Annotated in this window: 28 protein-coding genes and 1 tRNA gene; 18 read left to right on the forward strand and 11 right to left on the reverse strand. The window is 69.6% G+C overall.

What is annotated here, in order from left to right:
- The first annotated feature begins 29 nt into the window (after window positions 1-29).
- Both RKD20_RS27240 and RKD20_RS27245 read left to right on the forward strand, forming a co-directional pair.
- Window positions 30-308 carry a MoaD/ThiS family protein gene (locus RKD20_RS27240; RefSeq protein WP_007382355.1) on the forward strand — a complete coding sequence of 93 codons (279 nt, stop codon included), beginning with the start codon at window positions 30-32 and terminating at the stop codon, window positions 306-308.
- Between the two features lie 5 nt (window positions 309-313).
- Window positions 314-1,264 carry a PLP-dependent cysteine synthase family protein gene (locus tag RKD20_RS27245; protein WP_424879996.1) on the forward strand — a complete coding sequence of 317 codons (951 nt, stop codon included), beginning with the start codon at window positions 314-316 and terminating at the stop codon, window positions 1,262-1,264.
- Window positions 1,265-1,280: 16 nt separating this feature from the next.
- On the opposite strand, the gene RKD20_RS27250 is transcribed toward RKD20_RS27245, so the two are convergent.
- A complete protein-coding gene (locus RKD20_RS27250; RefSeq protein ID WP_424879997.1) occupies window positions 1,281-1,733 on the reverse strand; it encodes a type II toxin-antitoxin system PemK/MazF family toxin in 453 nt (150 codons plus the stop codon).
- A gap of 234 nt (window positions 1,734-1,967) precedes the next feature.
- On the opposite strand from RKD20_RS27250, the gene RKD20_RS27255 reads away from it, so the two are divergent.
- Window positions 1,968-2,720, forward strand: a complete 753-nt coding sequence (locus RKD20_RS27255; RefSeq protein ID WP_424879998.1) for an MBL fold metallo-hydrolase — start codon at window positions 1,968-1,970, stop codon at window positions 2,718-2,720.
- 71 nt (window positions 2,721-2,791) lie between these two features.
- Here RKD20_RS27255 and RKD20_RS27260 read toward each other — a convergent pair whose 3' ends face one another.
- Together RKD20_RS27260 and RKD20_RS27265 are read right to left on the reverse strand one after the other, a co-directional pair.
- Window positions 2,792-4,045, reverse strand: a complete 1,254-nt coding sequence (locus tag RKD20_RS27260) for a PTS transporter subunit EIIC (RefSeq protein WP_424879999.1) — start codon at window positions 4,043-4,045, stop codon at window positions 2,792-2,794.
- Between the two features lie 103 nt (window positions 4,046-4,148).
- Window positions 4,149-5,441, reverse strand: a complete 1,293-nt coding sequence (locus tag RKD20_RS27265) for a PTS transporter subunit EIIC (protein WP_424880000.1) — start codon at window positions 5,439-5,441, stop codon at window positions 4,149-4,151.
- Between the two features lie 84 nt (window positions 5,442-5,525).
- Between RKD20_RS27265 and RKD20_RS27270 the strand changes: the two genes are divergently transcribed.
- From RKD20_RS27270 to rdgB, 4 genes are all read left to right on the forward strand, one after another.
- Window positions 5,526-5,801, forward strand: a complete 276-nt coding sequence (locus tag RKD20_RS27270; RefSeq protein ID WP_424883331.1) for a glucose PTS transporter subunit EIIB — start codon at window positions 5,526-5,528, stop codon at window positions 5,799-5,801.
- Between the two features lie 47 nt (window positions 5,802-5,848).
- Complete coding sequence (rph, locus tag RKD20_RS27275) at window positions 5,849-6,586, forward strand: ribonuclease PH (protein WP_424880001.1); 738 nt, start codon at window positions 5,849-5,851, stop codon at window positions 6,584-6,586.
- Between the two features lie 145 nt (window positions 6,587-6,731).
- Window positions 6,732-7,136: a hypothetical protein gene (locus RKD20_RS27280; RefSeq protein WP_424880002.1), complete on the forward strand. Its 405-nt coding sequence runs from the start codon at window positions 6,732-6,734 to the stop codon at window positions 7,134-7,136.
- An 11-nt stretch (window positions 7,137-7,147) separates the two neighbouring features.
- Window positions 7,148-7,750 (forward strand): RdgB/HAM1 family non-canonical purine NTP pyrophosphatase, encoded by a 603-nt coding sequence (gene rdgB / locus RKD20_RS27285; RefSeq protein ID WP_424880003.1) that lies wholly within the window; start codon window positions 7,148-7,150, stop codon window positions 7,748-7,750.
- 43 nt (window positions 7,751-7,793) lie between these two features.
- Here the strand turns inward: rdgB and RKD20_RS27290 are convergent.
- The 4 genes from RKD20_RS27290 to bcp form a co-directional block, all read right to left on the reverse strand.
- A tRNA-Leu gene (locus RKD20_RS27290) sits at window positions 7,794-7,868 on the reverse strand.
- 15 nt (window positions 7,869-7,883) lie between these two features.
- Window positions 7,884-8,531: an HNH endonuclease gene (locus tag RKD20_RS27295; RefSeq protein WP_424880004.1), complete on the reverse strand. Its 648-nt coding sequence runs from the start codon at window positions 8,529-8,531 to the stop codon at window positions 7,884-7,886.
- 8 nt (window positions 8,532-8,539) lie between these two features.
- A complete protein-coding gene (locus RKD20_RS27300; RefSeq protein ID WP_424883332.1) occupies window positions 8,540-9,190 on the reverse strand; it encodes an HNH endonuclease signature motif containing protein in 651 nt (216 codons plus the stop codon).
- Window positions 9,191-9,330: 140 nt separating this feature from the next.
- A complete protein-coding gene (gene bcp, locus RKD20_RS27305; RefSeq protein WP_031056763.1) occupies window positions 9,331-9,798 on the reverse strand; it encodes a thioredoxin-dependent thiol peroxidase in 468 nt (155 codons plus the stop codon).
- A 93-nt stretch (window positions 9,799-9,891) separates the two neighbouring features.
- Between bcp and RKD20_RS27310 the strand changes: the two genes are divergently transcribed.
- Window positions 9,892-10,221, forward strand: coding sequence for a DUF3618 domain-containing protein (locus RKD20_RS27310; protein ID WP_007382342.1), 330 nt, complete (start codon window positions 9,892-9,894; stop codon window positions 10,219-10,221).
- A gap of 44 nt (window positions 10,222-10,265) precedes the next feature.
- A complete protein-coding gene (locus tag RKD20_RS27315; RefSeq protein WP_020121168.1) occupies window positions 10,266-10,616 on the forward strand; it encodes a GroES family chaperonin in 351 nt (116 codons plus the stop codon).
- 76 nt (window positions 10,617-10,692) lie between these two features.
- Here RKD20_RS27315 and RKD20_RS27320 read toward each other — a convergent pair whose 3' ends face one another.
- A complete protein-coding gene (locus RKD20_RS27320) occupies window positions 10,693-13,104 on the reverse strand; it encodes a transglycosylase domain-containing protein (protein WP_424880005.1) in 2,412 nt (803 codons plus the stop codon).
- Between the two features lie 203 nt (window positions 13,105-13,307).
- Between RKD20_RS27320 and RKD20_RS27325 the strand changes: the two genes are divergently transcribed.
- From RKD20_RS27325 to RKD20_RS27340, 4 genes are read left to right on the forward strand one after another with little or no spacing between them, the layout of a single operon-like run.
- Complete coding sequence (locus tag RKD20_RS27325) at window positions 13,308-14,108, forward strand: ABC transporter permease (RefSeq protein WP_424880006.1); 801 nt, start codon at window positions 13,308-13,310, stop codon at window positions 14,106-14,108.
- The gene (locus RKD20_RS27330; protein WP_424880007.1) at window positions 14,101-14,922 is read left to right on the forward strand and encodes an ABC transporter permease; all 822 of its coding nucleotides are present in this window, start codon (window positions 14,101-14,103) and stop codon (window positions 14,920-14,922) included. The genes RKD20_RS27325 and RKD20_RS27330 overlap by 8 nt, the downstream gene beginning before the upstream one ends.
- Before the next feature lie 14 nt (window positions 14,923-14,936).
- Window positions 14,937-15,908: an ABC transporter ATP-binding protein gene (locus RKD20_RS27335; protein WP_424880008.1), complete on the forward strand. Its 972-nt coding sequence runs from the start codon at window positions 14,937-14,939 to the stop codon at window positions 15,906-15,908.
- A 33-nt stretch (window positions 15,909-15,941) separates the two neighbouring features.
- Window positions 15,942-16,655 (forward strand): DUF1707 SHOCT-like domain-containing protein, encoded by a 714-nt coding sequence (locus RKD20_RS27340; protein WP_424880009.1) that lies wholly within the window; start codon window positions 15,942-15,944, stop codon window positions 16,653-16,655.
- Between the two features lie 97 nt (window positions 16,656-16,752).
- On the opposite strand, the gene RKD20_RS27345 is transcribed toward RKD20_RS27340, so the two are convergent.
- Window positions 16,753-18,087: an SGNH/GDSL hydrolase family protein gene (locus RKD20_RS27345; protein WP_424880010.1), complete on the reverse strand. Its 1,335-nt coding sequence runs from the start codon at window positions 18,085-18,087 to the stop codon at window positions 16,753-16,755.
- A gap of 194 nt (window positions 18,088-18,281) precedes the next feature.
- Between RKD20_RS27345 and RKD20_RS27350 the strand changes: the two genes are divergently transcribed.
- Window positions 18,282-19,658, forward strand: a complete 1,377-nt coding sequence (locus tag RKD20_RS27350; protein ID WP_424880011.1) for a DUF445 domain-containing protein — start codon at window positions 18,282-18,284, stop codon at window positions 19,656-19,658.
- 79 nt (window positions 19,659-19,737) lie between these two features.
- A complete protein-coding gene (locus RKD20_RS27355; protein ID WP_424880012.1) occupies window positions 19,738-21,189 on the forward strand; it encodes an MFS transporter in 1,452 nt (483 codons plus the stop codon).
- A gap of 632 nt (window positions 21,190-21,821) precedes the next feature.
- Here RKD20_RS27355 and RKD20_RS27360 read toward each other — a convergent pair.
- Window positions 21,822-23,183, reverse strand: a complete 1,362-nt coding sequence (locus RKD20_RS27360; protein ID WP_424883333.1) for an alginate lyase family protein — start codon at window positions 23,181-23,183, stop codon at window positions 21,822-21,824.
- Window positions 23,184-23,308: 125 nt separating this feature from the next.
- Between RKD20_RS27360 and RKD20_RS27365 the strand changes: the two genes are divergently transcribed.
- Window positions 23,309-23,680 (forward strand): VOC family protein, encoded by a 372-nt coding sequence (locus RKD20_RS27365; RefSeq protein WP_424880013.1) that lies wholly within the window; start codon window positions 23,309-23,311, stop codon window positions 23,678-23,680.
- A 6-nt stretch (window positions 23,681-23,686) separates the two neighbouring features.
- Here RKD20_RS27365 and RKD20_RS27370 read toward each other — a convergent pair whose 3' ends face one another.
- A complete protein-coding gene (locus RKD20_RS27370) occupies window positions 23,687-23,989 on the reverse strand; it encodes a hypothetical protein (RefSeq protein ID WP_424880014.1) in 303 nt (100 codons plus the stop codon).
- 153 nt (window positions 23,990-24,142) lie between these two features.
- Between RKD20_RS27370 and RKD20_RS27375 the strand changes: the two genes are divergently transcribed.
- Both RKD20_RS27375 and RKD20_RS27380 read left to right on the forward strand, forming a co-directional pair.
- Entirely contained in the window at window positions 24,143-24,568 is a 426-nt protein-coding gene (locus RKD20_RS27375) for an Hsp20/alpha crystallin family protein (protein ID WP_424883334.1), read from the forward strand.
- Window positions 24,569-24,659: 91 nt separating this feature from the next.
- Window positions 24,660-25,094 (forward strand): DUF2267 domain-containing protein, encoded by a 435-nt coding sequence (locus RKD20_RS27380; protein ID WP_020121157.1) that lies wholly within the window; start codon window positions 24,660-24,662, stop codon window positions 25,092-25,094.
- The last annotated feature ends 13 nt before the right edge of the window (window positions 25,095-25,107 follow it).

Here is a 25,107-nt window from a genome sequence, read left to right on the forward strand (position 1 = left end):
CAGACACCATCCGACAGGAGCCCTGAGCCATGGCCATCGAGGTCCGCATCCCGACCATCCTCCGCACCTACACCGACGGCCAGAAGGCGGTGGAGGGCAACGGGAACACCCTCGCCGAGCTCTTCGCCGACCTCGAGACCCGGCATGCGGGCGTCCAGGCCCGCATCGTGGACGGTGGCGAGCTGCGCCGCTTCGTCAACGTCTACCTGAACGACGAGGACGTCCGCTTCCTCGACGGCATCAACACCAAGCTCACCGACGGCGACAACGTCACGATCCTGCCGGCCGTCGCCGGCGGCATGGCCTGATCGTCGTGCGTTACGACTCCCCGCTGGCCGCGGTGGGCAACACCCCTCTGGTGCGCCTGCCGCGGCTCTCGCCGTCCGCCGACGTTCGCATCTGGGCGAAGCTGGAGGACCGCAACCCGACCGGCTCGGTCAAGGACCGCCCCGCCCTGTACATGATCGAGCAGGCGGAGAAGGACGGCCGCCTGACCCCGGGCTGCACCATCCTGGAGCCGACCTCCGGCAACACCGGCATCTCCCTGGCCATGGCGGCCAAGCTCAAGGGCTACCGCATGGTCTGCGTGATGCCCGAGAACACCTCCCAGGAGCGCCGCGACCTGCTCGGGATGTGGGGCGCCGAGATCATCCCGTCCCCCGCCGCGGGCGGCTCCAACACCGCCGTACGGGTCGCCAAGGAGCTCTCCGCCGAGCACCCCGACTGGGTGATGCTCTACCAGTACGGCAACCCCGACAACGCGGGCGCCCACTACGCGACCACCGGTCCGGAGATCCTCGCCGACCTCCCCTCCATCACCCACTTCGTCGCGGGCCTCGGCACCACCGGCACCCTGATGGGCGTCGGCCGCTACCTGCGCGAGCACAAGCCGGACGTGAAGATCGTCGCCGCCGAGCCCCGCTACGACGACCTGGTGTACGGGCTCAGGAACCTGGACGAGGGCTTCGTACCGGAGCTGTACGACGCCTCGGTGCTGACCACCCGCTTCTCCGTCGGCTCCGCCGACGCGGTCACCCGCACCCGCGAGCTCCTCCAGCAGGAGGGCATCTTCGCGGGCGTCTCCACCGGTGCCGCCCTGCACGCGGCGATCGGCGTCGGCAACAAGGCGCTGAAGGCGGGGGAGTCCGCCGACATCGCGTTCGTCGTGGCCGACGGCGGCTGGAAGTACCTCTCGACGGGCGTCTACACCGCGGCGACCACGGAGGAAGCGATCGAGACACTGCAGGGCCAGCTCTGGGCGTGAGGTTCCACGCCTCGTTCTACGTCGCCAGGTGACGGACCTGATCCCACAGGACCGGGTCCACCACCCCCGCCTTGCGCCGGAAGTCCCCCACCGGCACCTGCCGCAGCTCGTCCGTCTCCAGGAAGCTCGCGCGCCCCTGAGCGTCGCCCACCGAGCCCGGAGGAAGCGGGATCACCCCGGCCCGCTCGTGGTGGTACTTGCTGGTGATCTTCGCGACCGTCGCACGCCGGCCGTTCACCGCCAGCACGAGACACGGCCGGTCCTTGGCTCCCGGCCCGTCTTCGTACGGCACCGCCGCCCACCAGATCTCGGCGGGCCGCGGCCGCCCGCCCGTCGTTCGCCCGGACGGCCGAGTCGTACGGTCCGCGCGGCCCCGGGGCCGATGCCCCCGCCCCCACCCGTCCACGAGCGTGGCGACCAGCGCGAGCAGCACCACCGCAGCGAGCGCGAGCCACCAGGACGTGTCCATGAGGACGACGTTACCGGCGCGCGATCTGTCCCGTGCGCCCTCTGTGGAACCCGTGATCCCTCTCTCACCCCCCCACACGCCCCTGGTCCAGCCGAACCGGTGACACCACAGGTGAGTTCGCCCACAACAGCCCTTGGCGGAGGAGCGACCGGAGGTTTTGCGCCTTACGCTCGACGGACCGCACGACCCCCGTCTCTATCCCAGAAAAGTCCCGCCAGCGGAGGTTTCTGTTTCATGAAGCTCACCGTCGTCGGCTGCTCGGGGTCGTTCCCGTCCGCGGAATCGGCCTGCTCGAGCTACCTCGTCGAGGCCGACGGCTTCCGGCTGCTTCTCGACATGGGCAACGGTGCCCTTGGCGAGCTGCAGCGCCACTGCGGTCTCTACGACCTCGACGCGATCTTCCTCAGCCATCTGCACGCCGACCACTGCATCGATATGTGCGCGTACTTCGTCGCGCGCTACTACCGCCACGAGGGCGGCCGCTGCGACCCCCTCCCGGTCTACGGCCCCGAAGGCACCGAACACCGTCTGACCACGGCCTACGCCGACACCCCCACCGCCTCCTCCATGAGCGAGGTCTTCGACTTCCACACGGTCAAGCCGTCCACCTTCGACATCGGCCCGTTCACGGTCCACACGGAGCGAGTGGCGCACCCGGTGGAGGCGTACGGCATCCGCGTCGAGCACGGCGGGAAGTCCCTGACGTACTCCGGCGACACGGGTCTCAGCCCCGCCCTGACCGAACTCGCCCGCGACACCGACCTGTTCCTGTGCGAGGCCGCCTTCACGCACGGCAAGGAGAACATCCCCGACGTGCACCTCAACGGCCGCGAGGCGGGTGAGACCGCGACCCGGGCAGGCGCCCGCCGCCTGGTCCTCACCCACATCCCCCCGTGGACCGACCCCCAGGTCAACCTCGCCGACGCGCGCGCGGTCTTCGACGGCACGGTGTCCCTGGCGACGCCGAGGCAGTCGTACGAGATCTAGCCCCTACGACATGGCAGAGGCCCCCGGAGCGGTTCAGGGCTCCGGGGGCCTCGGCGTGCGTCAGCGGGTTCTCACGCCTTGGTGAGGTCCTCGATCTCCTCCTCGGGCTCGCGGCCCGGGGTGGGGAGGTTGAACTTGACGATGGCGAAGCGGAAGACGGCGTAGTAGATGGCGCCGAAGACCAGGCCGATCGGGATGATCAGCCAGGGCTTCGTGGCCAGGTTCCAGTTCAGCCCGTAGTCGATGACGCCCGCGGAGAAGGTGAAGCCCGCGTGGACGCCCAGTGCCCAGGTCACCGCCATGGAGACGGCGGTCAGGACCGCGTGGATCGCGTAGAGCAGCGGCGCGATGAACATGAACGAGAACTCGATGGGCTCGGTCACACCCGTCACGAAGGAGGTCAGCGCGAGCGAGATCATCATGCCCATCACGGCCTTGCGGCGCTCGGGGCGGGCGGAGTGGGCGATCGCGATCGCGGCGGCCGGCAGACCGAACATCATGATCGGGAAGAAGCCCGCCATGAACTGACCGGCCGTCGGGTCACCGGCGAAGAAGCGGGTCAGGTCGCCGTGGACGACGGCGCCCGTGGCGTCCTTGAAGTCGCCGATCTGGAACCAGGCGACGGAGTTCACGAACTGGTGCATGCCGATGGGGATCAGCGCGCGGTTGATCAGACCGAACAGTCCCGCACCGAAGGCTCCGAGTCCGGTCATCCACTCACCGAAGTTGGAGATGACCTCACCGATCGGCTCCCAGACGAGACCGAAGAAGACGCCCATCAGGGTGCCGACGAAGGCCATGATGATCGGCACCAGGCGGCGGCCGTTGAAGAAGCCGAGCCAGTCCACCAGCTTGGTGCGGTGGAAGCGCTGCCACAGCACGGCGGACAGCAGACCCATGATGATGCCGCCGAGGACACCGGGGTTGTTGTAGGTCGCGGCTATGTCCGCGCCGGCCTGGACCTTCGCCTCGGTCACCGGGAAGGCCTTCAGCACGTTGCTGTAGACCAGGAAGCCGACCACGGCGGCCAGCGCGGTGGAGCCGTCGGACTTCTTGGCGAAGCCGATGGCGACACCGATGCAGAACAGCAGCGGCAGGTTGTCGAAGATCGCGCCACCGGCGGTGGCGAACACGGACGCGACCTTGTCCCAGCCGAAGCCGTCCTTGCCGAACACATCGGGCTGGCCGAACCGGAGCAGGATCCCCGCCGCCGGCAACACGGCGATCGGGAGCTGCAGGCTTCGGCCGACCTTCTGCAGGCCCTGAATAAGACCGGATCCCCGCTTCTTGGCGGGGGCCGCCTTCGTCTCGGTGGCGGTGCTCATGACGCTTCCTCCATCGGGTGGTGGTCTACACCACTCAGTGGTGTAGACCTGTTGTACACGATGGGGGCGTTATAAGGAACCCGTCAGTTCTGCAACCGGAGGACTACATTTTGGTGACGTCCTCGACCTCCTCGTCCGGCTCCCTGCCCGGCGTCTTCAGGTCGAACCGCGTGATCGCGAACCGGAAGATCGCGTAGTAGACGGCCGCGAAACACAGGCCGATCGGGATGATCGCCCACGGCTTCGTCGCCAGATTCCAGTTGATGACGTAGTCGATGAGACCGGCCGAGAAGCTGAAGCCGTCGTGCACCCCGAGACCCCACGTCACCGCCATCGACACCCCCGTCAGCACCGCGTGCACCACATACAAAAGCGGCGCGACGAACAGGAACGAGTACTCGATGGGCTCGGTGATGCCCGTCACGAAGGAGGTCAGGGCCACCGACAGCATCAGACCGCCGACCTCCTTGCGCCGGGCCGGCTTCGCGCAGTGCGTGATCGCCAGCGCCGCCGCCGGCAACGCGAACATCATGATCGGGAAGAACCCCGAGGTGAACTGCCCCGCGTTCGGATCGCCCGCCAGGAACATGTTGATGTCACCGTGCACCTCGGTGCCGTCCGGCTCGGTGTACGTCCCGAACTGGAACCAGATGGGCACGTTCAGGAACTGGTGCAGCCCGATCACCAGCAACGCCCGGTTCGCCACACCGAACAGCCCCGAACCCCACGCCCCCGCGCCCTTCAGCCAGTCGCTGAAGCTCTCCAGACCGTCACCGATCGGCGGCCACACCCACAGACACAGCGCGGCGAACACGATCGCCACGAACGCCATGATGATCGGCACCAGCCGCCGCCCGTTGAAGAACCCGAGCCAGTCCACCAGCTTCGTGCGGTGGTACCGCTGCCAGAAGAACGCCGTCAGCAGCCCCATCACGATGCCACCGAACACCCCCGGGTTCTGATAGGTGAACGCCACCACCGTCTGGTCCACCGTCGCCTGGCACCCGATGCCCGGCACGGCCTTCGCCCCACTCGGACAGCCCTCCGGAAACTGCCTCAACACCGAGAAATAGACGAGGAACCCGGCGACCGCCGCCAACGCCGTCGACCCGTCCGACTTCTTCGCCATCCCGATCGACACACCCACGCAGAACAGCAGCGGCAGCCCCAACTGACCGTCGAGCAGCGCCCCGCCCGCACCCGCCATCACCTTGGAGACGTTCGTCCACCCCAGCCCGTCGTCCCCGAACACATCCGGCTGGCCGAGCCGGTTGAGGATGCCCGCGGCCGGCAGCACGGCGATGGGCAGCTGAAGACTGCGGCCCATCTTCTGCAATCCCTGGAACGCCGACTGCCGGCGCCTGCGTGCGGGTGAGATCTCCGTTTCCGAACTCATCAGTTGGCGACCGCCTGTCGGGTGGTGTAGACCAGTCACGGACGATTGCTTGCTGTGACGTCATCTTTCGGTACGAACAGCGCGATCGCCCGCGAAGCTGGGCCAACTGCGCATGAGGAGAACGACATGGCCACCAAGGCAGAGAAGATCGTCGCCGGGCTCGGCGGCATCGGCAACATCGACGAGATCGAGGGCTGCATCACGCGCCTGCGGACCGAGGTCCACGACGCGGCCCTCGTCGACGAAGCCGCCCTCAAGGCCGCCGGCGCCCACGGCGTCGTCAAGATGGGCACCGCGATCCAGGTCGTCATCGGCACCGACGCCGACCCGATCGCCGCCGAGATCGAGGACATGATGTGAGCTGAGGGCGCCGAACGCCCACCCGGGAGGCCGATAGGCTCGACGCCATGTCTCGAATCGACGGCCGCACCCCCGAACAACTCCGCCCGGTCACCATCGAACGCGGCTGGAGCAAGCACGCCGAGGGCTCCGTCCTCGTCTCCTTCGGCGACACCAAGGTCCTCTGCACCGCCTCCGTCACCGAAGGCGTCCCCCGCTGGCGCAAGGGCAGCGGCGAGGGCTGGGTGACCGCCGAGTACTCCATGCTGCCCCGCGCCACCAACACCCGCGGCGACCGCGAATCCGTCCGCGGCAAGATCGGCGGCCGCACGCACGAGATCAGCCGCCTCATCGGCCGGTCCCTGCGCGCGGTCATCGACTACAAGGCGCTCGGCGAGAACACCATCGTCCTCGACTGCGACGTCCTCCAGGCCGACGGCGGCACCCGCACGGCCGCCATCACCGGCGCCTACGTCGCCCTGGCCGACGCCGTCGCCTGGGCCCAGGGCAAGAAACTGATCAAGGCCGGCCGCCGCCCGCTGACCGGAACCGTGAGCGCGGTCTCCGTCGGCATCGTCGGCGGCGTACCCCTCCTCGACCTCTGCTACGAGGAGGACGTCCGCGCCGAGACCGACATGAACGTCGTCTGCACCGGCGACGGCCGCTTCGTCGAGGTCCAGGGCACCGCCGAGGCCGAGCCCTTCGCCCGCGACGAGCTCAACTCCCTCCTCGACCTCGCGGTCCTGGGCTGCTCGGAACTCACCGCCCTGCAGAGCAAGGCGCTCGACACGGTCCTCGAAAGGTAAAGGGACCGCCAAGAACGGTGGCCGGCGCGCGCAACCCGCCCCGCCGTCCCGGCGTCTTCGGGAGTACGGGCGCCCGCTGTGCACAACGGGCGCCCGGCCAGTCAACGGGGGCCTCCCGAGGCCTGCCACAGGGAGGAACAGATCCATGGCCGCGAGCCGACGCCGCCGAAGTCGCCGTATCACCATCGCCGCCGCGGTGGCCGCCGTGGCACTCACGGCCGGCCTCACCACCGGCTGCGACGCCGTCAGCAAGGCCCTGGACTGCGTCCAGACCGCCGAGGCCGTCGCCGACAGCGTCACCGACCTCCAGCAGGCCGTGGAGAACGCGTCGAACGACCCGACCCAGATCGACGAGTCCCTCGCCGCCATCGACCAGAACCTCGACGAGATCGGCGACAAGACGGACAACGCCGACGTCAACAAGGCGGTCGACGACCTCGGCGCGGCCGTGACCAATGTCCGTACGGCGGTCAAGAACGGCGACGAGACCCCGGACCTGAGCCCCGTCACCGACGCGGCCGGCGAACTGACCAAGGTCTGCACGCCGTAATACTGGTGGGCATGACCCGCCTGATCCTCGCCACCCGCAACGCCGGCAAAATCACCGAGCTCCACGCGATCCTCGCCGACGCAGGTCTGCCCTTCGACCTTGTCGGCGCGGACGCGTACCCCGAGATCCCCGACGTCAAGGAAACCGGCGTCACCTTCGCCGAGAACGCCCTGCTCAAGGCCCACGCCCTGGCCCAGGCCACGGGGTTGCCGGCGGTCGCCGACGACTCGGGCCTCTGCGTGGATGTCCTGAACGGCGCCCCCGGCATCTTCTCGGCCCGCTGGTCGGGGAGCCACGGAGACGACCGCGCGAACCTGGAGTTGCTGCTGGCCCAGCTCTCGGACATCGCCGACGAACACCGGGGCGCCCACTTCGCCTGCGCGGCGGCCCTGGCCCTGCCGGACGGCACGGAGAGGGTGGTCGAGGGCCAACTGAGGGGCACCCTCCGCCACGCCCCCGTCGGCACGAACGGCTTCGGCTACGACCCGATCCTCCAGCCGGACGGCGAGACACGGACGTGCGCCGAGATGTCGGCAGCGGAGAAGAACGCGATCAGCCACCGGGGGGAGGCGTTCCGGGCGCTGGTGCCGGTGGTGCGGGAGTTGTTGGGCTGACGTCGAAGGGCGCCCCACCTGTGGTGGAGCGCCCCTCACAAGGTGGGCCCGGTGGGACTCGAACCCACGACATACCGGATCTAAACCGGCATCCTCTTGCCAGCTGGGATACGGGCCCGCAGCGGTGCCCACTCTACTGGGAGCTGCTAGTTACTCGCCGCCCTCCCCTGCACCACGTGCTGGTGATCGCATGACAGTTGGGGCACAGCAGCCGCAGGTTCTCCCGCCGGTCGTCGCGCCAATCGCCGTTGATGTGGTCGACCTCCAGCGTCATGGGTTTGCCGAGCCACACAGGGCCGACTCCGCACCTGGCGCATTCCTCGGGTACCCCCACCGCGTCAAGCGCCCGGCGTAGGCGCTTCGTCGCTGTCCGGTGGGGGCCTTCGTGTCGTACCAGAACGTCCTCGGGGCGTTTGGAGTTCGGCGCCGGTCTGCCCCGCTGGTGTGCCTGCCCAAGGAAGTGATCTGTCGTGAGGTGATCGTCGGCGATCCACTTGCGCACCTTCTGCCGTTGCGCACCGTTGTTCATGCGGCCGAGACGACGCAGCACCTCCGCCACGGAGGTCGAGCCGGCCACCACCACACGTAGCTCGTCGCGGGTGGGCCGCGCCGACCTGCCGCAGGGGCGAAAATGCGAGATGTCAATGTCGAAGTGGGCGAATCGTCCGGTGAGATACGTGCGCAGACAGCCGTAGGGCCGGGTGCCGAAGAGTGCGATGACCTCGTCGAGGTCGGAACACCGCGCGGCGGCTTCCTTCAGCCGTTCCCGGGTGTACTGCATGCCACCGCTCATGAAGCCCTGCCCTTGCCGCGCCCTCGGTAACTGTCCGTCGTCGAGTGGCAGTTAGGACACAGCATCCGCAGGTTCTCGACGCGGTTGTTCCGCCAGTTGCCGTCGATGTGATCGACCTCGAGGGGGAGCGGCTCGCCGAGCCAGACCCCTTCGATTCCGCACATGGCGCAGCACTCCTCTACGCCCAGCGCGCCCATCGCCCGCTTGAGGCGGCTGCTCGGCACGCGGCGTGCGTCTGTCGACGTGTCCTCGACGAGGATCTCCTCGGCCGTCCGGCGGCGCTGGTTGTACCGCTGCCTTTCGGTGCGCACCACTGGCGTGAAGTGCGAGGTGTCGATGCCATAGGCCTTGATGCGCCGAGAGATGTTGGTGTGGTGGCCGCCGACCATTTCAAGCCCGAGTCGACGCAGGACGTCATTGACGCTCGTCGACGCCGCGACCACCGGCTGAAGGATGTCCCGTGTCCACTTGGCACCCTCACGCTCGAAGTGCGAGACGTCCACCCCGAGCTTCTTCATCCGCTCGTGGACGTAGCGCCGTTTCCAGCTCTTCGGATCCACCCCTAACGTCTGACACGCCTCCGACAACGTCCGAGCCCCCCGAGCCGCCTCCTCCAGCCGCTCCTTGGTGTACACACTCGCCCCCACTGAACCCCCTCCGTCCTCGGCCACACGTTCGCGACCTCGTACGGAGTAACGAACCGCTTATCGGACAGTCACGCCCGAAATGTAAAGCGGCTCGCACCGGGCGTGTCCGGTGCGAGCCGCTCGGCAGGGAAACGGGGGGATCAGATACCCAGGTCCTTGATGATCTTCGCTACGTGGCCGGTCGCACGGACGTTGTACAGGGCCCGCTCGACCTTGCCCTCCTCGTCCACGACGATCGTGGAGCGGATGACGCCCATGTAGGTCTTGCCGTAGTTCTTCTTCTCGCCGTAGGCGCCGTAGGCCTCGGTGACGGTCTTCTCCGGGTCGGCGAGGAGGGTGACCTTGAGGGATTCCTTCTCGCGGAACTTCGCCAGCTTCTCCGGGGCGTCCGGGGAGATGCCGAGGACGTCGTAGCCCGCGCCGGCCAGCACCTCCAGGTTGTCGGTGAAGTCGCAGGCCTGCTTCGTGCAGCCGGGGGTCAGGGCCGCCGGGTAGAAGTAGACGATGACCTTGCGGCCCTTGTGGGCGGAGAGGGACACGTCGTTGCCGTCGGCGTCGGGGAGGGTGAAGGCGGGGGCCACGTCCCCGGGCTGGAGTCGCTCGCTCATTGGGTCAGCGTAACCGGGGGTCCTGACAGTGCGGGCGCGGCCGGAGCTGACAGACTGTCCAGGACAAGTAGCAGCGACCCCGGAGGCTCTACCGTGGCGGACACGTCGGACATCAGAACCCCGGCGCAGATCGAGGCGGACATCAAGCGCCGCCGCGAGGTGCTGGCAGACACGCTCGACGAGATCGGGGTGCGGGTGCACCCGAAGACGATCGTCGGCGACGCCAAGGCCAAAGTCGTCTCCAACATCGACCACACGCTCGGGCGGGCGTATGTCTCCGTCAACAAGGCGGTCACGGACGTGAAGGCCCAGTTCGTGGACGAGGAGGGCGCTCCTCGTCTGGAGCGCGTCCTGCCCGTCGCCCTCGTCGCCGTGGGACTCGTGGGGCTGCTCGCCCTGGGAACCCGGCGCCGCAAGGGCTGACCCGGCCGCGTACACGGGCGTCGAGGACAGGTAGGTTCAGTGGCGTGAGCGCCAAGAGAAACGACATCCCACAGGACAAGCTGCCCATCCGGATGCTGCACGACCGCGTACTCGTGCGGCAGGAGAACGGTGAGGGCGAGCGGCGGTCGGGAGGCGGCATCCTCATTCCCGCCACCGCGGCCGTCGGACGCCGGCTGGCGTGGGCCGAGGTCGTCGCCGTGGGGCAGAACGTACGGACCGTGGAGCCGGGTGACCGGGTGCTGTACGACCCCGAGGACCGGGCCGAGGTCGAGGTGCGCGGGACCGGTTATGTCCTCATGCGTGAGCGTGATCTGCACGCGGTGGCGGCCGACCGGTTCGAGGGCTCCGAGGACTCGACGGGCCTGTACCTGTAGATCGACTGTCTGTGGATCGACGCGAGAGGGGCCGGTGACAGCAGTCACCGGCCCCTCTCGGCGTGCCGTGGGAGGGTCAGTCCCGTCTGGTCGTGGTCACGAGGCCCGCGCCTTCCGTGGTCGCCCCGCCGCCGGGTGTGTCTCCGGTGGTGCCGCCGTTCGCCTCGCCCGTCGTGCCGCCGTCGGTGGTGCCGCCGTCGGTCGTGGTGCCGCCGTCCGTGGTGCCCCCGGTGGTCCCGCCGGTGGCCGTGCCGCCGTCGGTCGTGCCCCCGGTGGTGCCGCCCGTCGTGGTGTTGCCGCCGGTCGTGGTCGTGCCGCCGTTGTCCTGGCCCCGGGTCTGCCCCTGGGTCTGGCCCCCGGTGTCCTGGCCGGCGGTGGTGTCGCCCGTGGTGCCGCCGTCGTCCTCGCCGCCCGTGGTCGGGTCGACGGGGGCCTGGCTGCTCGGCGCCTGGGTCTCGGCGCCCGGCTGGAGTTCAAGGTCGAACTCGCCGGTCGGCTTCCCCTTGAGGGCGGCCTTGGTGTACTGCGCCCAGATCTCCGCGGGCGGTCCGCCGCCGTTGACGCGCTGCAGGCCCAGCGCGCCGTACAGCGACTTGTGCGCGGCGGTCACCGGGTCCTGGCCCATGACGGAGACGACCGTGGCGAGTTCGGGGGTGTAGCCGGCGAACCAGGCCGCGGTGTCCTCCTCGGCGGTGCCGGTCTTGCCCGCGGCGGGGCGGTCCGCGCCCTGGGCGGCGGTGGCGGTGCCGTTCTCGACGACGCTCTGGAGGATCGAGGTGGTGGTGTCGGCGGCCTCGCGGCTGACGGCCTGCTCGGTCTTCTGCCGGGGCAGCTCGACGGTCTCGGCGTTGTCCTTGGTGATCTTGTCGATCATCGTGTACGTGCCGTGCCGGCCGTGGTTGGCGAGGGTGGCGTAGGCCTCCGCCATGTCGAGGACGCTCGCGGTGTTCACGCCGAGCGCGATGGACGGGGACGCCGTCAGGTCGGGGGTGTCGGAGGGGATGCCCAGGTCGATCGCGGTCTGCTTGACCTTGTCGGAGCCGACGTCGACGGCCATCTGCGCGTACACCGAGTTGACGGACTTGTCGGTGGCCGCGCGGACGGTGATGTCGCCGTAGGAGCCCTGGTCCTCGTTCTCGGGGGCGTAGGTGCCGCCGTTCCACCCGACGACCGGCCGCTTGTTGGTGCCGTCGTAGTAGGTGTTGGGGGTGATGAGCTCGCCGTCCTGGGTCTCGGAGTGGTTCTGGACGGCGGAGGCGAACACGATGGGCTTGAAGATGGAGCCGACCTGGAAGTCGCCTCGGGTCGCGCCGTTCGTGTACTGCTTGACGTAGTCGATGCCGCCGTACATGGCGACGATCTTGCCGGTCTTCGGGTCGATGGAGGCGCCGCCTGCGCGGACGTAGTTGTCGGTCTTGTTGTTCTTCTTGTCGAGCTTCTTCATCACCTGGTCGTTCACCGCCTTCACGAAGGCGTTCTGCTTGCTCTTCTGCAGGGTGGTGGTGATGCGGTAGCCGCCCGCCTCCAACTGGTCCTTGGTGAGGATCTTGTTCTTGATGATGTAGTCCTCGACCGCGTCCTTGATGTAGCCGCGCTGCCCGGACAGGCCGGTGGAGACGGTCTGCTCCTTCGGCATCGGGAACTTCAGCCCGGTGCGCTCGGACTGGGCCAGCCAGCCCTTCTTGACCATGCCGTCCAGGACGTAGTTCCAGCGGGCCTGGGCCGCCGCCTTGTTCTCGGGGTGCGCGACGACGTCGTACTCGCTCGGCGCGTTGACCAGCGCGGCGAGGTAGGCGGCGTGGGCCGGGTCGAGGTCGACGGCGTCCTTGCCGTAGTAGGCCTGGGCGGCGGCCTGGATGCCGTAGGCGTTGCGGCCGAAGTAGCTGGTGTTGAGGTAGCCCTCGAGGATCCGGTCCTTGGGCTGGGTGCGGTCCAGCTTGATCGAGATGAAGAACTCCTTCACCTTGCGGGTGACGGTCTGCTCCTGGGCCAGGTAGTAGTTCTTCACGTACTGCTGGGTGATCGTCGAGCCGGACTGCTTGCCCTTGCCGGTGGCGGTGTTCCAGCCGGCGCGGAGCATGGCCTTCGGGTCGATCGCGGACTCGGTGTAGAAGTCGCGGTCCTCGGCGGCGAGTACGGCGTGCTGGGCGTCCTTGGAGACCTGTGCGAGGGAGACGTTCTCGCGGTTGACCTCGCCGTCGCGGGCGAGTTGGCTGCCGTCGGCGTAGAGGTAGACGTTGGTCTGCTTGGTGGCGAGCGCGTTGGCCGGCGGGATGTTGACCATGGAGTAGCCGAGGGAGAACAGGCCGGCCAGGGCGATCAGTCCGAGGACGAAGGTGCCCAGCACCATCCGCCAGGTCGGGATCACTCGTCGCCAGCCGGTGCGCTTGGGCCGCTTGGCCTTCTTCTTCCCGTCGGGCTCTGCGGGCGCCTGTGGGTCTTTCGGTGCCCAGCCCTCGGTCGTCGGCTGCTGCGGCTGGTCGCTCATCTCGTGCACGGACTCCTGTTTCGCGTCGTACGTTCCCGTACGACCTCGTACGCCTTCTGCGTCCCCTGTTGAAGACTCTCGCACCCTGCGTTCCGTTCCCGGATATGGCGCGCGTCTCGCCCGGGAAAATGGCTGGCCCGCCCCGTCAACAGCGCAGTAGGCTCCTGCGCTTCGGTGTCCGCGGGCCGAGGAGGGCTGTTGATGTGGGTTCCTGGCGGTTGTACGCGGCCGTCGCGGCAGGGGGATTCCGACGATACGCGACATATCGCGCGGCCACGTTCGCGGGGGTGTTCACCAACACCGTCTTCGGTGTGATCCTCGTCTACACGTATCTCGCGCTGTGGGACGAGAAGCCCCACCTGGGGGGCTACGACCAGGCGCAGGCGGTCACCTACGTCTGGCTGGGGCAGTGTCTCTACTCGACACTGGCCATCCAGGGCGGCGGTGCCGAGAAGGACGTGATCGAGCGGATTCGCACGGGTGAGATCGCGGTCGACCTGTACCGTCCGGCCGACCTCCAACTGTGGTGGCTGGCGAGCGACTTGGGCCGGTCGCTGTTCCAGCTGATCGGGCGGGGCGTGATCCCCTTCGCGTTCGGCGCCCTGTTCTTCCCGATGGCGCTGCCCACGGACGTCTACTCGTGGCTGGCCCTGTTCGTGGCGCTGCTCCTGGCGATGGTCGTCAGTTTCGGGATCCGCTATCTCGCGGCTCTGAGCGTGTTCTGGCTGATGGACGGCATGGGCATCATGCAGGGCGTGATGATCACGGGCGTCTTCTGCTCGGGCATAGTGTTCCCGCTCAACGCCTTCCCGGGCGTCCTGGGCGACATCGTGCGGGCGCTGCCGTGGGCGGCGCAGCTCCAGATGCCGGCGGACGTGCTGATGGGGGAGACCGACCCGCTCGGGGCGTACGCCTTCCAGGCGACGTGGGCGGTGGTGCTGCTGGGAGCCGGGCGGCTGCTGCAGTCGGCGGCGACCCGGCGGGTGGTGGTGCAGGGTGGCTGAGACGTCCCGCCTGGGCGAGGGGGTGCGCGCCTACCGGCTGATCGCCGGCATGTGGATCCGGTCGGCCATGACCTACCGCACCTCCTTCGTCGTCACGATGTGCGCCAATCTGGTGATGACCGGCCTGGACTTCGTCGGGATCCTGCTGATGTTCTCGCAGGTCGACTCGCTGGGCGGCTGGGGGCTGTCCGAGATCGCCTTCCTCTACGGCCTCTCGGTGACCGCCTTCGGGATCGCCGACCTGGTGCTCGGCTCGATGGATGTGCTGGGCTCGCGGATCCGTGACGGTTCCTTCGACATCCTGCTGGTGCGGCCGGCGCCGGTGCTCGCGCAGATCGGCGCTGACCGTTTCGCGGTGCGCCGCCTGGGCCGGATCACCCAGGGCACGGTGGTGCTGGGGTGGGCGCTGACCTCGGTGCATGTCGACTGGAGTGCGGCGAAGGTGCTGCTGGTGCCGTTGATGGTGGTCAGCGGCGCGGCGATCTTCTGCGCGGTGTTCGTGGCGGGCGCGGCCTTCCAGATCTTCGCGCAGGACGCCTCCGAGGTGCAGAACGCGTTCACGTACGGCGGTACGACCCTGCTTCAGTACCCGCCGACGGTGTTCGGGAAGGACTTCGTGCGCGGGGTGACGTTCGTGCTGCCCCTCGCCTTCGTCAACTGGGTGCCGGCCTCTTATGTGTTGGGCAGGCCGTACCCGCTGGACCTGCCGGGGTGGGCGGCCTTCACCCCGCCGCTGGTGGCGGTGGCGTGCGCCGCGCTGGCGGGACTCGCGTGGCGGGCGGGGCTCGGGTCGTATCGGAGTACGGGGAGTTAGAGGTGGACGTGGCGATGGACGCCTTCATTGAACTGGACCGTGTCGAGAAGGTATTCGACGTGCGCAAGAAGGCAGGTTTCCTCAAACGGGAGCGACGCCAGGTGCGGGCGGTCGACTCGATCTCCTTCACCGTGGCGCGCGGCGAGATGGTCGGGTACATCGGCCCGAACGGCGCCGGCAAGTCGACGACGATCAAGATGCTGACGGGCATCCTGACCCCGAGCGGTGGCCGGTTGCGGGTGGCGGGCATCGACCCGTCCCGCGAGCGCACCCGCCTGGCCCACCGGATCGGGGTCGTCTTCGGACAGCGGACGACTCTCTGGTGGGACCTCCCGCTGATCGACTCCTACCGGCTGATGCACCGCATGTACCGCATCCCGGACGCCCGTTACCGCGAGAACCTCGACCGCTGCGTCGAACTCCTCGAACTGGCCGACCTGTTGGACGTCCCGGTACGACAGCTGTCCCTGGGCCAGCGCATGCGGGGCGACATCGCGGCGGCCCTGCTGCACGACCCCGAGGTGCTGTACCTGGACGAGCCGACCATCGGACTGGACGTCATCTCCAAGGCCAAGGTGCGGGGATTCCTGCGGGAGTTGAACACCGAGCGGGGCACGACGGTCCTGCTGACCACCCACGACCTCCAGGACATCGAGCAGCTCTGCTCCCGGGTGATGGTCATCGACCATGGGCGCCTGATGTACGACGGTCCGCTCGCCGGGCTCCACGAGGTGGGCGAGAGCGAGCGCACCCTGGTGGTGGACCTGGAGCGGGAGTTGCCGCCGATCGAGGCGGCCCCCGCGCGCGTGGTGAGGGTCGAGGGACCGCGGCAGTGGCTGGCGTTCCCGGCGTCCGAGTCGGCGGCGGCGCTGGTGGCGCGGGTCGCGGCGGAGTACCCGCTGGTGGATCTGTCGGTGCGGGAGCCGGACATCGAGGCGGTGATCGCCAAGATGTATGCGGGAGAGGCGGAGAAAGCGGTGTCGTAGCCGTGGGGTGAGGTAGCTCGTAGGCTGATGCGTATGACCGACGAACTCCCGGAACTCCGGGCTGCCGACGCCGATCGTGAGCGAGTCGCCGAGGTCCTGCGGGACGCCCTCGCGGAGGGGCGTCTCGACATGGAGGAGTTCGAGGAGCGGCTGGACGCCACGTACCGGGCGCGGACGTACGGCGAGCTCGCGCCGATCACCCGGGACCTGCCGGTCGGCCAGGTGGCCGTTCCCAAGGTCGACATGCAGAAGCGGCCCGAGCAGGACGGGAGTTGGGCGTCCCGGATCGTCGGCGGCGAGGGCTCCTCGACGTGGGCCGTCGCCGTGATGTCCGGGTTCCAGCGCAGGGGGCGCTGGACCGTGCCCCGGCGCTTCAACTGCTTCGCCTTCTGGGGCGGCGGGGAGCTCGACCTGCGGGACGCGAACTTCGCCGCCGGCGAGGTCGAGATCAACTGCGTCGCGATCATGGGCGGGATGCAGGTGATCGTGCCGCCGGGGGTCGAGGTCGTGGTGCGCGGGATCGGGATCATGGGCGGCTTCGACCACCGCGAGGAGGGTGTGCCGGGGGAGCCGGGTGCTCCGCGGGTGGTCGTGACCGGGTTCGCGTTCTGGGGCGGTGTCGGGGTCGAGCGCAAGCTCAGGAAGGCCGACCGGCAGCGGCTGCGGGAGGAGCGGCGGCAGGAGCGGCTGGAGCGCCGGGGGGTCGCGCGCGAGCTGAGGGAGGGGCGCCGGCGGGGGCAGGGCTGAGCGGCTCGTCGGCGGGTGCGGGTGGGTTGTGGCTGGTCGCGCCCACGCGGCGGAGCCGCACATCGGCACAGCCCCGCGCCCCTAAAGCCCTCCGCGCTCACAAGCGTGCCGCCGTCGAACCCTTCAGGAACCGCAGGTCGAACGCGGCCGCCATCCGCTCGTACCCCCTGTCGTTGGGGTGGAGCCGGTCTCCCGAGTCGTACATCGCGCGGAGGCTGCGGGGGTCGTAGGGATCCCTCAGTGCCTTGTCGAAGTCGATCACCGCGTCGTAGACCCTGCCCGCACGGATCTCCGCGTTGACGGTCTGGCGGACGCCCTCGCGGGCCTCGGTCCAGGTGGTGCGCTTGCCGACGGGCATGAGGGTCGCGCCGACGACCTTGATGCCGTGCGCGTGTGCCTGGCGGACCAGGTCGCGCAGGCCGGTGAGGAGCTTCTGGGGGTCTACGGTGCCCGGCGTGCGCAGGATGTCGTTGATGCCGAGGTCGATGACCACGATCTTGACGTTGGGGCGGTCGAGCACGTCCCGCCGGAAGCGGCGGATGCCGGCCTGGTTCTCCAGGGGGCGGCCCCGGGCGTCCTCTAGGACCCGGTTGCCGCCGATCCCCTCGTTGACGACGCTGTAGCGGGGCAGGTCCCGGCCGGTGGCGAGCGCGGTGCGCAGGCGCCGGTTCAGGAAGTCCGGCCAGCGGGCGTTCGCGTTCGCGGTGGAGTTCTTGCCGTCGGTCAGCGAGTCGCCGAAGGCGACCACCGTGCCGTCGGCCTCGTCGCTGAGCACGTCCAGCGCGGTGAGATACCGCCAGTGGTCGACCTGCTCCGTGTACCCCGTCCCGGTCTCGTCGGCGGTGAGGTCGCCGGGGCCGGCGTACGAGGTCTGCCGGGCCGTCGGGTGGTAGGTGACCGGGCCGGACAGGGTGGGGGAGTAGGTGGTGACGAGGACGTCGGCGCCCGCCGGGACGGCCAGGGCGACGGCGTCGCTGAGCACCTGCCCGCCCGCCGCGACGACGACCGTGGTGCTGCCGGCGAACGTCAGCCGCCGCGTGGTGCCCGCCTGTGCCGAGGGGGTCCCCGGACCGGCGGCGAGGGCGAGGGACGCGTGCGTGACGGTCAGCGCGGTCCGGCCGTAGAGATTGGACAGCGTGATACGGGCACTCGTACCGCCGACGCCGGCGTGGACGACGTTGCGGACGGAGCGGCCGGTCATGCCCTCGGTCCCGGTGCCGGGTTCGGCGCCGACCGGGGAGGCGGACCAGGTGGCGACCCAAACTCTGGCGGAGGCGGGCGCGGCGGACGGGCGTACGGGCCCGGAACCGGACAGCGAGGTCCGGTCCGCGGTGCCGGTGCCGGCCGCCACCGAGACGTAGAGGGCGGTGGACAGGGCCACGATCAGAGCGACGATCGCGGCAAGCAGGGCGTAACCATGACGCCGAGTCATGTGGTGCTGTTCTCCTAGGGCGATGGGAGCCCGAGGCTCCGATCTGATGAACCCATGATGGGGCATGAACCCGAGGAGACGTGACGAGACCCCTCCGGTTCCCTCGTCAGGATCGACACCGGGAACTCCTGTTCTGTTCCGGGAGTCGGTCAGGAAGGGACAATGTGTGAGGGATCACCGAACGGGTGGAGCGGATGGAACGCACGAAACCTGAGGAAACGGCACCGGCCGACGTGGAGCCGCAGGCCCGGAGCGACGGGGCCGTGACGTCCACGAGCCGCGCCGCTCCCGCCTCGCCCGTACGAGCGATGAACACCTTCAGCGAGGCCGACCTGGAGAAACAGCGCGGGGTGCGGCGCATGAAGCTCACCGCGACCGGGCTGCTGCTGTTCGTGGCCGTGGTGTACGTCCTCGCCAAGTGGGCGGACAACTCCGGGGCCGGTCCCTGGGTCGGCTATGTCGCCGCGGCCGCCGAGGCCGGCATGGTCGGCGCGATGGCCGACTGGTTCGCGGTCACCGCTCTCTTCCGCCACCCCCTCGGCCTGCCCATCCCGCACACCGCGATCATCCCCACCAAGAAGGACCAGCTGGGGGTGTCGCTGGGCGAGTTCGTCGGCGAGAACTTCCTCTCGGAGGACGTCGTACGACAGCGGCTGCGCGCCGTGGGGATCGGCAGCCGGCTGGGCGCCTGGCTGGCCGATCCCGAGCACGCCGACCGGGTCACGGCGGAGCTGTCGGCCGCGCTCAGGGGCGCCCTGACCGTCCTGCGGGACTCCGACGTCCAGGCCGTGGTCGGCGAGGCGATCACCCGGCGGGCCGACGCCCAGGAGATCGCGCCCGGCATCGGGAAGATGCTGGAAAAGGTCGTCGCCGACGGCGGGCACCGGCGGGTCGTCGACCTGGTCGTGGCCCGGGCCCACGACTGGCTCGTGCTCCATGACGAGCAGGTCATGCACGCGGTGCAGGGGGGCGCGCCCGGCTGGACCCCGCGGTTCGTCGACAAGAAGGTCGGCGAGCGGGTCTACAAGGAGCTGTTGCGGTTCGTGACCGAGATGCGGGACATGCCGTCCCATCCGGCGCGCGGCGCCCTTGACCGGTTTCTGACGGACTTCGCCTCCGACCTCCAGTCCGACACCGACACCCGCGCGCGCGTCGAACGGCTCAAGGGCGAGGTGCTGGGGCGCGGCGAGGTGCAGGACCTGATCGCGTCCGCCTGGACCGCCGTACGGTCGATGATCGTCGCCGCAGCCGAGGACGAGCGAAGCGAGCTGCGGCTGCGGGTACGGGCGTCGCTGCTGTCGCTGGGCGCGCGGATGGCCGTCGACCCGAAGGTGCAGGCGAAGGTCGACGGCTGGGTGGAGGGAGCCGCGGTGTACGTGGTCACCACCTACCGGCGGGAGATCACCTCCCTGATCACGGACACGGTGGCCGGCTGGGACGCCGAGCACACCACGAGGAAGATCGAGGCGCACATCGGCCGCGACCTGCAGTTCATCCGGATCAACGGCACGGTCGTCGGCTCCCTCGTGGGTTTGTTGATCTACACCGTGTCGCGGGCGCTGGGGGCGTAGCCGGGGAGGTCGGGGGCACCCGGGTGGGGTTCGTTCGAGGATCGCTCGACGAGCCGCTCGACGAGGAGGGAGCCCGTCCGTGACCACCGCCCAGGCCGATACCGGCCGCACCGTGACGACCAACATCCCCGCAAGACTCGACCGGCTTCCCTGGTCACGCTGGCACTGGACGATCGTCATCGGACTCGGCACCGTGTGGATCCTCGACGGCCTGGAGGTCACGGTCGTCGGCAACATCGCGAGCCGGCTGTCGGAACCGGGAAGCGGCCTGTCGATCTCCTCCGGGCAGGTCACCGGCGTCGCGGCTGCGCTGTACGTGGCGGGTGCGTGCGTGGGGGCGCTGTTCTGGGGGCGGCTGACGGACAAGTGGGGCCGCAAGAAGCTGTTCATGATCACGCTGGCGGTGTATCTGGCGGCCACGGCGCTGACGGCAGTGTCCTTCGAGTCGTGGTGGTTCTTCGCGTTCCGCTTTCTGACCGGATTCGGGATCGGCGGAGAGTACGCGGCGATCAACTCCGCGATCGACGAGCTGATCCCGGCGCAGTACCGGGGCCGGGTCGACCTGATGATCAACGGGAGTTTCTGGCTGGGAGCGGTGGGTGGTTCCCTGCTGTCGATCGTCGCGCTGAACACGGACTTCTTCGCGAAGGACGTGGGGTGGCGGCTGACGTTCGCGCTGGGGGCGGTGCTGGCGTTCGTGATTCTGCTGGTGCGGCGGCATGTGCCGGAGAGTCCGCGGTGGTTGCTGATCCACGGGCGGGACGAGGATGCGGAGCGGATCGTCTCGTCGATCGAGTCGCGGGTGGAGGAGGAGCAGGGGTCGGCTCTTCCGCGGCCCGAGGGCGAGCTCACGATCCGTCAGCGGCGGAGCGTGACGTTCGTGGAGATCGCTCGGACGGTGTTCTCGGACTATCGGCGCCGGTCGGTGCTGGGGTTCTCCCTGTTCATCGGCCAGGCCTTCCTGTACAACGCGATCACGTTCGGCTTCGGGGCGATCCTCACGACCTTCTTCGACGTGCCGACGGGGGACACCGGGTACTACTTCGCGGTCATCGCGATCGGCAACTTCTGCGGGCCGCTGCTGCTGGGGAAGCTGTTCGACACGGTGGGGCGGCGGGTGATGATCTCGTCCACGTATCTGCTGTCGGGGCTGCTGCTGTTCGGGACGGCGTGGCTGTTCGACCGGGGCTCGCTGAGTGCGGCCACGTTGACGGCGTGCTGGTGCGCGGTGCTGTTCTTCGCGTCGGCGGGGGCGTCGAGTGCCTACCTCACGGTGTCCGAGGTGTTCCCGATGGAGACGCGGGCCATGTCGATCGCGTTCTTCTACGCGCTGGGTACGGCGGCGGGCGGTATCAGCGGGCCGTTGCTGTTCGCTGACCTGACGAGTACGGGGCAGGTCGGGGACACGGTGTTGGCGTTCCAGATCGGGGCGGGGTTGATGTGTGCGGCGGGGTTGGTGGCGGCGTTCTTGGCTGTGCGGGCGGAGGGGCGGTCGCTGGAGGACATCGCTAAGCCGCTTACGGCTACGTGATGCGGCTACGTGGTGCGGGTGCGGGTGCGGGTGCGGGTGCGGGTTCGGTGGGGGCGGGCGTTTTGCGCAGTTCCCCGCGCCCCTGATGCCTGCGGCGGCCTGCGCGGGTCCGGTGGGGGCTTGTGTAGCGCGTGCGGTGTGGTGTGGGGTCGGGGCCGGGGTGGGGGGTGTCCGTCCTCGGTCCGGCGGCTCGGCTGCTTTAGCTGTGCTCGGTAACGGACGCCGGCCGCTGCGGGCGGACACCCCCCACCCCGTCCCCTGCCCGCCGTACGCGGCTACCGGCCCGTCGTGGCGCGCGGTCGCGGCGGAGGAGGTGATCAACGGTCCATCCTGGCCGGCGTGACTGCACCCACTTAGGGGCGCAGGGAACTGCGCGACCAGCCCCCACCGGCCCGCACTCGCCAAACAACCGAACCCGGCACCCTCATGGGCGCTCCGCCCAAGCCCAGCGCAGCTGCCCGCGGGGAACTGCGCGACCAGCCCCCACGCACCCGCACCCGCCCGACAACTCGACCCGGCACCCCCACAGGCGCCCCGCCCAAGCCCAGCGCAGCTGCCCGCGGGGAACTGCGCGACCAGCCCCCACACACCCGCACTCGCCAAACAACCGAACCCGGCACCCCCATAGGCGCCTACTCCTCCCGTCGCCGCAGCAAAAGCAGTCCCCCCGCGACCGCAGTGATCCCCGCTGCCGCCGACCACCCTAGGACGTTGGTGGAACCGGTGGCCGCAAGGTCGGGGCCGGCCGCAGGAGAGGCGCTTGTGCTGGTCGTCGGTTGAGGGGAAGGCCTCGTGTGCGTCACCCTGTCCCGCGTGAACGCCAGTGTGCCGAAGCCCAGTTGGTCGTAGCCGCCGCTGTTGGGGCCGTAGTCCCCGCCGCCCCCCTCCGGTGCCGACTTGGCGGCGATCCGGGTGACGTAGGACGCCGGAAGTCCGCGTCGTTTCGTGTAGTGGTTGGCGATCATCGCCCAGATGGGGCGGGTCATCGCCGGGTTGACGCCCGCCGCCGCGGAGGCCGTCTCTCTTCCGGACCAGCCCCCGATCGCCCCCTTGGCGCGGGTGTTCGCGGTGTAGGAGACGTCCCCTCCCAGGCTCCACTTCGCCACGTACTGGGCCCCCTTGAGGAACCGGCTGTCGTCGTAGCCGTACAGGTCGTACCCCTGGTTCCACGCCATCTCGCAGAACGTGCCCATCAGGCCGACGCCGAGGAGCGCGTGCCCCTGGTCCCGGCCCGCCTCCAGCCACTCGGCGAGGCCGTCGTCGTGCACGACGGGGATGGCGTTCCTGACGGCGCCGAGGCCTTCGCCGTGCTTGAAGTAGTCGATCGCGCGGGTGACTTGGGACCTGTCGTCGCAGAGGATGCCGGCGGCCAGGACGCAGGCCATGGCGGTGAGGTCCCAGTTGGTCCAGTAGTTGGTGACGACGGCCCCGTTGTGCCGGACCAGGAAGTCGTCGCTGAGCGGGGCGAAGACCTTGGTGAGCATCTCCTGGAAGCGGGAGAGGTCGAAGTCCGGGTGGTCACGGACGAGTTCGGCGGCGTTGGCGAACTGGTAGCCGTACAGACCGGCGGCGAGGAAGCGGTCCGCGGACCCGGCCAGTGACGTCAGTCGCGCCGACCAGGCGTTGAGGATCGTCACGGCCGTGTCGGCGTGCGCGCTGTCGCCGCTGACGTGGTGGCGCAGGGCGTTCTGGTAGGCGGCGTGGATGTCGTTGTAGAGGGTCGCGTAGTTCTCGGGGCTGCCCGCGCCCCGGTACACCGTGGCCTGCGGGTTGGGCGTCCAGCCGCTCTGCGCATGGCGGTTGGCGGTCAGCCTGGCGAAACCGGCCGTGTAAGGGGCGGCGCCCGCCTTCACCTTGGCGGCCATGCGGGCCAGGTCGGCCCGGGTGTGCAGCAGGCCCGGGTGCGCGAAGGCGGAGTCGGCGGCTGCTGCTGTGGTGGCGGTGGCGGGCAGGGCCGTGGCCGCGGTCACCGCCGCACCCGCCGCCTTCAGCATGCCGCGGCGGCTGATCTGTGAAGTCACGAACGTCATTCCTCGCGTGCCGGTGGCTGGGACGGTCAGGAGACGCGAGGGTGGGAGCGCCGATAACAGAAAAGGCCGGGAGAGAAGGAGCTGTGTCTGTGAGTATCCGCAGGATCGTGCCCGACATCCACGTCGAGTCCGGGGAGGCGCTGACCGCCAGCCGTGACTTCTACGGCCTGCTCGGCTTCGAGGAGGTCATGGACATGGGGTGGGTCGTGACGCTGGCGTCGCCGGCCAACCCGACCGCGCAGATCAGCTTCCTCACCGAGGAGCGCACCGCGCCCGTCGTCCCCGACCTGAGCGTGGAGGTCGTGGACGTCGACGCCGTGTACGCGCAGGTCCTCGCGTCGGGCGCGGAGGTCGTACGGGAGCTGCGGGACGAGGAGTGGGGCGTACGGCGCTTCTTCGTCCGGGATCCGAACGGGCGGGTGGTGAATGTGCTGACCCACCCGTCCGGGGGAGGCCGGTGAGACCGCTCAGGCGTTGCGGTCGGCCACCGCCCACGACGCCAGGGCCACCGCGCCCGCCGCGCCGAACACCGCGGGCCACGCGCCCACCTTCTTGGCCAGCGGGTGGGACCCGGCGAAGGCGGCCACGTACGCGGCCGTCAGTGCCCCGGCCGCCTTCCCGCCGGCCCGCGCCCGCCACTGCTGGGCCGCCGCGGCCCCGGCGACGGCCAGTACCGCCCCGCCCAGCCGGCGCTTCCTCGTCCAGCGGGCCACGCCGTACCCGCCGACGAGTCCGCCCGCCGCGACCACCGCGCTGGGAACCCTCGCCATGTCTGCCTCCTCGGTCGATGTGACCCGAGGCTAACTCCGGATCAGGGCCGGCATCCGAACCTGAGTCGGGGCTTGTCAAGTTTCCTGGTTCGAGCTATATAAGAAGGCGTAGGGCATCGCACCGCAGAGTCTGTGGAAAGGAGATGGACCGTGATGCTCATGCGTACCGACCCCTTCCGTGAGTTCGACCGGCTCACGCAGCAGGTTTTCGGTTCCAACGCTCGTCCCGCCGCGATGGCGATGGACGCGTACCGGTCGGGTGACGACTTCGTCGTCCACTTCGACCTCCCCGGTGTCGACCCCGAGACGATCGACCTGGACGTCGAGCGCAACGTCCTCAACGTCCGCGCCGAGCGCCGTCGCCCCGCCCCCGAGGGCGCGGAGATGATCGTCGCCGAGCGCCCCACGGGCTCCTTCACCCGTCAGCTCTTCCTCGGCGACACCCTCGACACGGAACGCATCGACGCCTCGTACGACGCCGGCGTCCTCACCCTGCGCATCCCGGTGGCCGAGCAGGCCAAGCCGCGACGCATCCAGATCACGGGCGGCGACAGCGGCCGCAGGGAGATCAGCCGCTGACCGCGGCGGCCGAAGCACGAACCAGGCAGTCGCGCCCCCGCGGGCCGGCCGATCCGCCCGCGGGGCGCAACGACCCCCAGGAGACCCGTACATGAGCGCACTCAGCGCGGAACGAGCGACCAGAACGACACGGTGGAGCGACCTCGTCGACGCCGTGCGGGATGCCGGGCAGTACCCGACCGCGGCGGAGGCGGAACAGGTCGTCCGCGTCGTCCTGTCCGCCCTCGGCGGCCATGTCACCGGCGACGAACGTGTCGACCTCGCCCGGGCCCTGCCCGAGGAGGCCGCCAGGCTTGTCGCCTCCCGGATTCCGCTCACCAGGCCGTTGGCCGCACCGGAGTTCGTGGACGCGGTGGCCGGCCGCATCGAGGGCGCGACCCCGGCGACGGCCCGCTGGCACGTCAGCTCGGTCCTGAGCGTGCTGCCGGAGCTGGTGGGCGACGAGCTCGTCGATCGAGTTCTGGCCCAACTGCCGTCCGGCTACGCCCTGTTGTTCGGCAAGGCGGAACTGGCCCGAGCGGCCTGACACGCCCGCCCGC

This window comes from Streptomyces sp. SLBN-8D4 (assembly GCF_049739545.1).
Classification (GTDB): Bacteria; Actinomycetota; Actinomycetes; order Streptomycetales; family Streptomycetaceae; genus Streptomyces; species Streptomyces canus_C.

What these genes read in the sequence shown, in the direction of transcription:
- RKD20_RS27340 (WP_424880009.1), top strand. Translation starts at nt 15,942, where the DNA reads ATGACCGACGAACTCCCGGAACTCCGGGCTGCCGACGCCGATCGTGAG.
- bcp (WP_031056763.1), bottom strand. Translation starts at nt 9,798, where the DNA reads ATGAGCGAGCGACTCCAGCCCGGGGACGTGGCCCCCGCCTTCACCCTC.
- RKD20_RS27350 (WP_424880011.1), top strand. Translation starts at nt 18,282, where the DNA reads ATGGAACGCACGAAACCTGAGGAAACGGCACCGGCCGACGTGGAGCCG.
- RKD20_RS27335 (WP_424880008.1), top strand. Translation starts at nt 14,937, where the DNA reads ATGGACGCCTTCATTGAACTGGACCGTGTCGAGAAGGTATTCGACGTG.
- rdgB (WP_424880003.1), top strand. Translation starts at nt 7,148, where the DNA reads ATGACCCGCCTGATCCTCGCCACCCGCAACGCCGGCAAAATCACCGAG.
- RKD20_RS27370 (WP_424880014.1), bottom strand. Translation starts at nt 23,989, where the DNA reads ATGGCGAGGGTTCCCAGCGCGGTGGTCGCGGCGGGCGGACTCGTCGGC.
- RKD20_RS27345 (WP_424880010.1), bottom strand. Translation starts at nt 18,087, where the DNA reads ATGACTCGGCGTCATGGTTACGCCCTGCTTGCCGCGATCGTCGCTCTG.
- RKD20_RS27375 (WP_424883334.1), top strand. Translation starts at nt 24,143, where the DNA reads ATGCTCATGCGTACCGACCCCTTCCGTGAGTTCGACCGGCTCACGCAG.
- RKD20_RS27360 (WP_424883333.1), bottom strand. Translation starts at nt 23,183, where the DNA reads ATGCTGAAGGCGGCGGGTGCGGCGGTGACCGCGGCCACGGCCCTGCCC.
- RKD20_RS27280 (WP_424880002.1), top strand. Translation starts at nt 6,732, where the DNA reads ATGGCCGCGAGCCGACGCCGCCGAAGTCGCCGTATCACCATCGCCGCC.
- RKD20_RS27255 (WP_424879998.1), top strand. Translation starts at nt 1,968, where the DNA reads ATGAAGCTCACCGTCGTCGGCTGCTCGGGGTCGTTCCCGTCCGCGGAA.
- RKD20_RS27295 (WP_424880004.1), bottom strand. Translation starts at nt 8,531, where the DNA reads ATGCAGTACACCCGGGAACGGCTGAAGGAAGCCGCCGCGCGGTGTTCC.
- RKD20_RS27380 (WP_020121157.1), top strand. Translation starts at nt 24,660, where the DNA reads ATGAGCGCACTCAGCGCGGAACGAGCGACCAGAACGACACGGTGGAGC.
- rph (WP_424880001.1), top strand. Translation starts at nt 5,849, where the DNA reads ATGTCTCGAATCGACGGCCGCACCCCCGAACAACTCCGCCCGGTCACC.
- RKD20_RS27260 (WP_424879999.1), bottom strand. Translation starts at nt 4,045, where the DNA reads ATGAGCACCGCCACCGAGACGAAGGCGGCCCCCGCCAAGAAGCGGGGA.
- RKD20_RS27320 (WP_424880005.1), bottom strand. Translation starts at nt 13,104, where the DNA reads ATGAGCGACCAGCCGCAGCAGCCGACGACCGAGGGCTGGGCACCGAAA.
- RKD20_RS27250 (WP_424879997.1), bottom strand. Translation starts at nt 1,733, where the DNA reads ATGGACACGTCCTGGTGGCTCGCGCTCGCTGCGGTGGTGCTGCTCGCG.
- RKD20_RS27265 (WP_424880000.1), bottom strand. Translation starts at nt 5,441, where the DNA reads ATGAGTTCGGAAACGGAGATCTCACCCGCACGCAGGCGCCGGCAGTCG.
- RKD20_RS27240 (WP_007382355.1), top strand. Translation starts at nt 30, where the DNA reads ATGGCCATCGAGGTCCGCATCCCGACCATCCTCCGCACCTACACCGAC.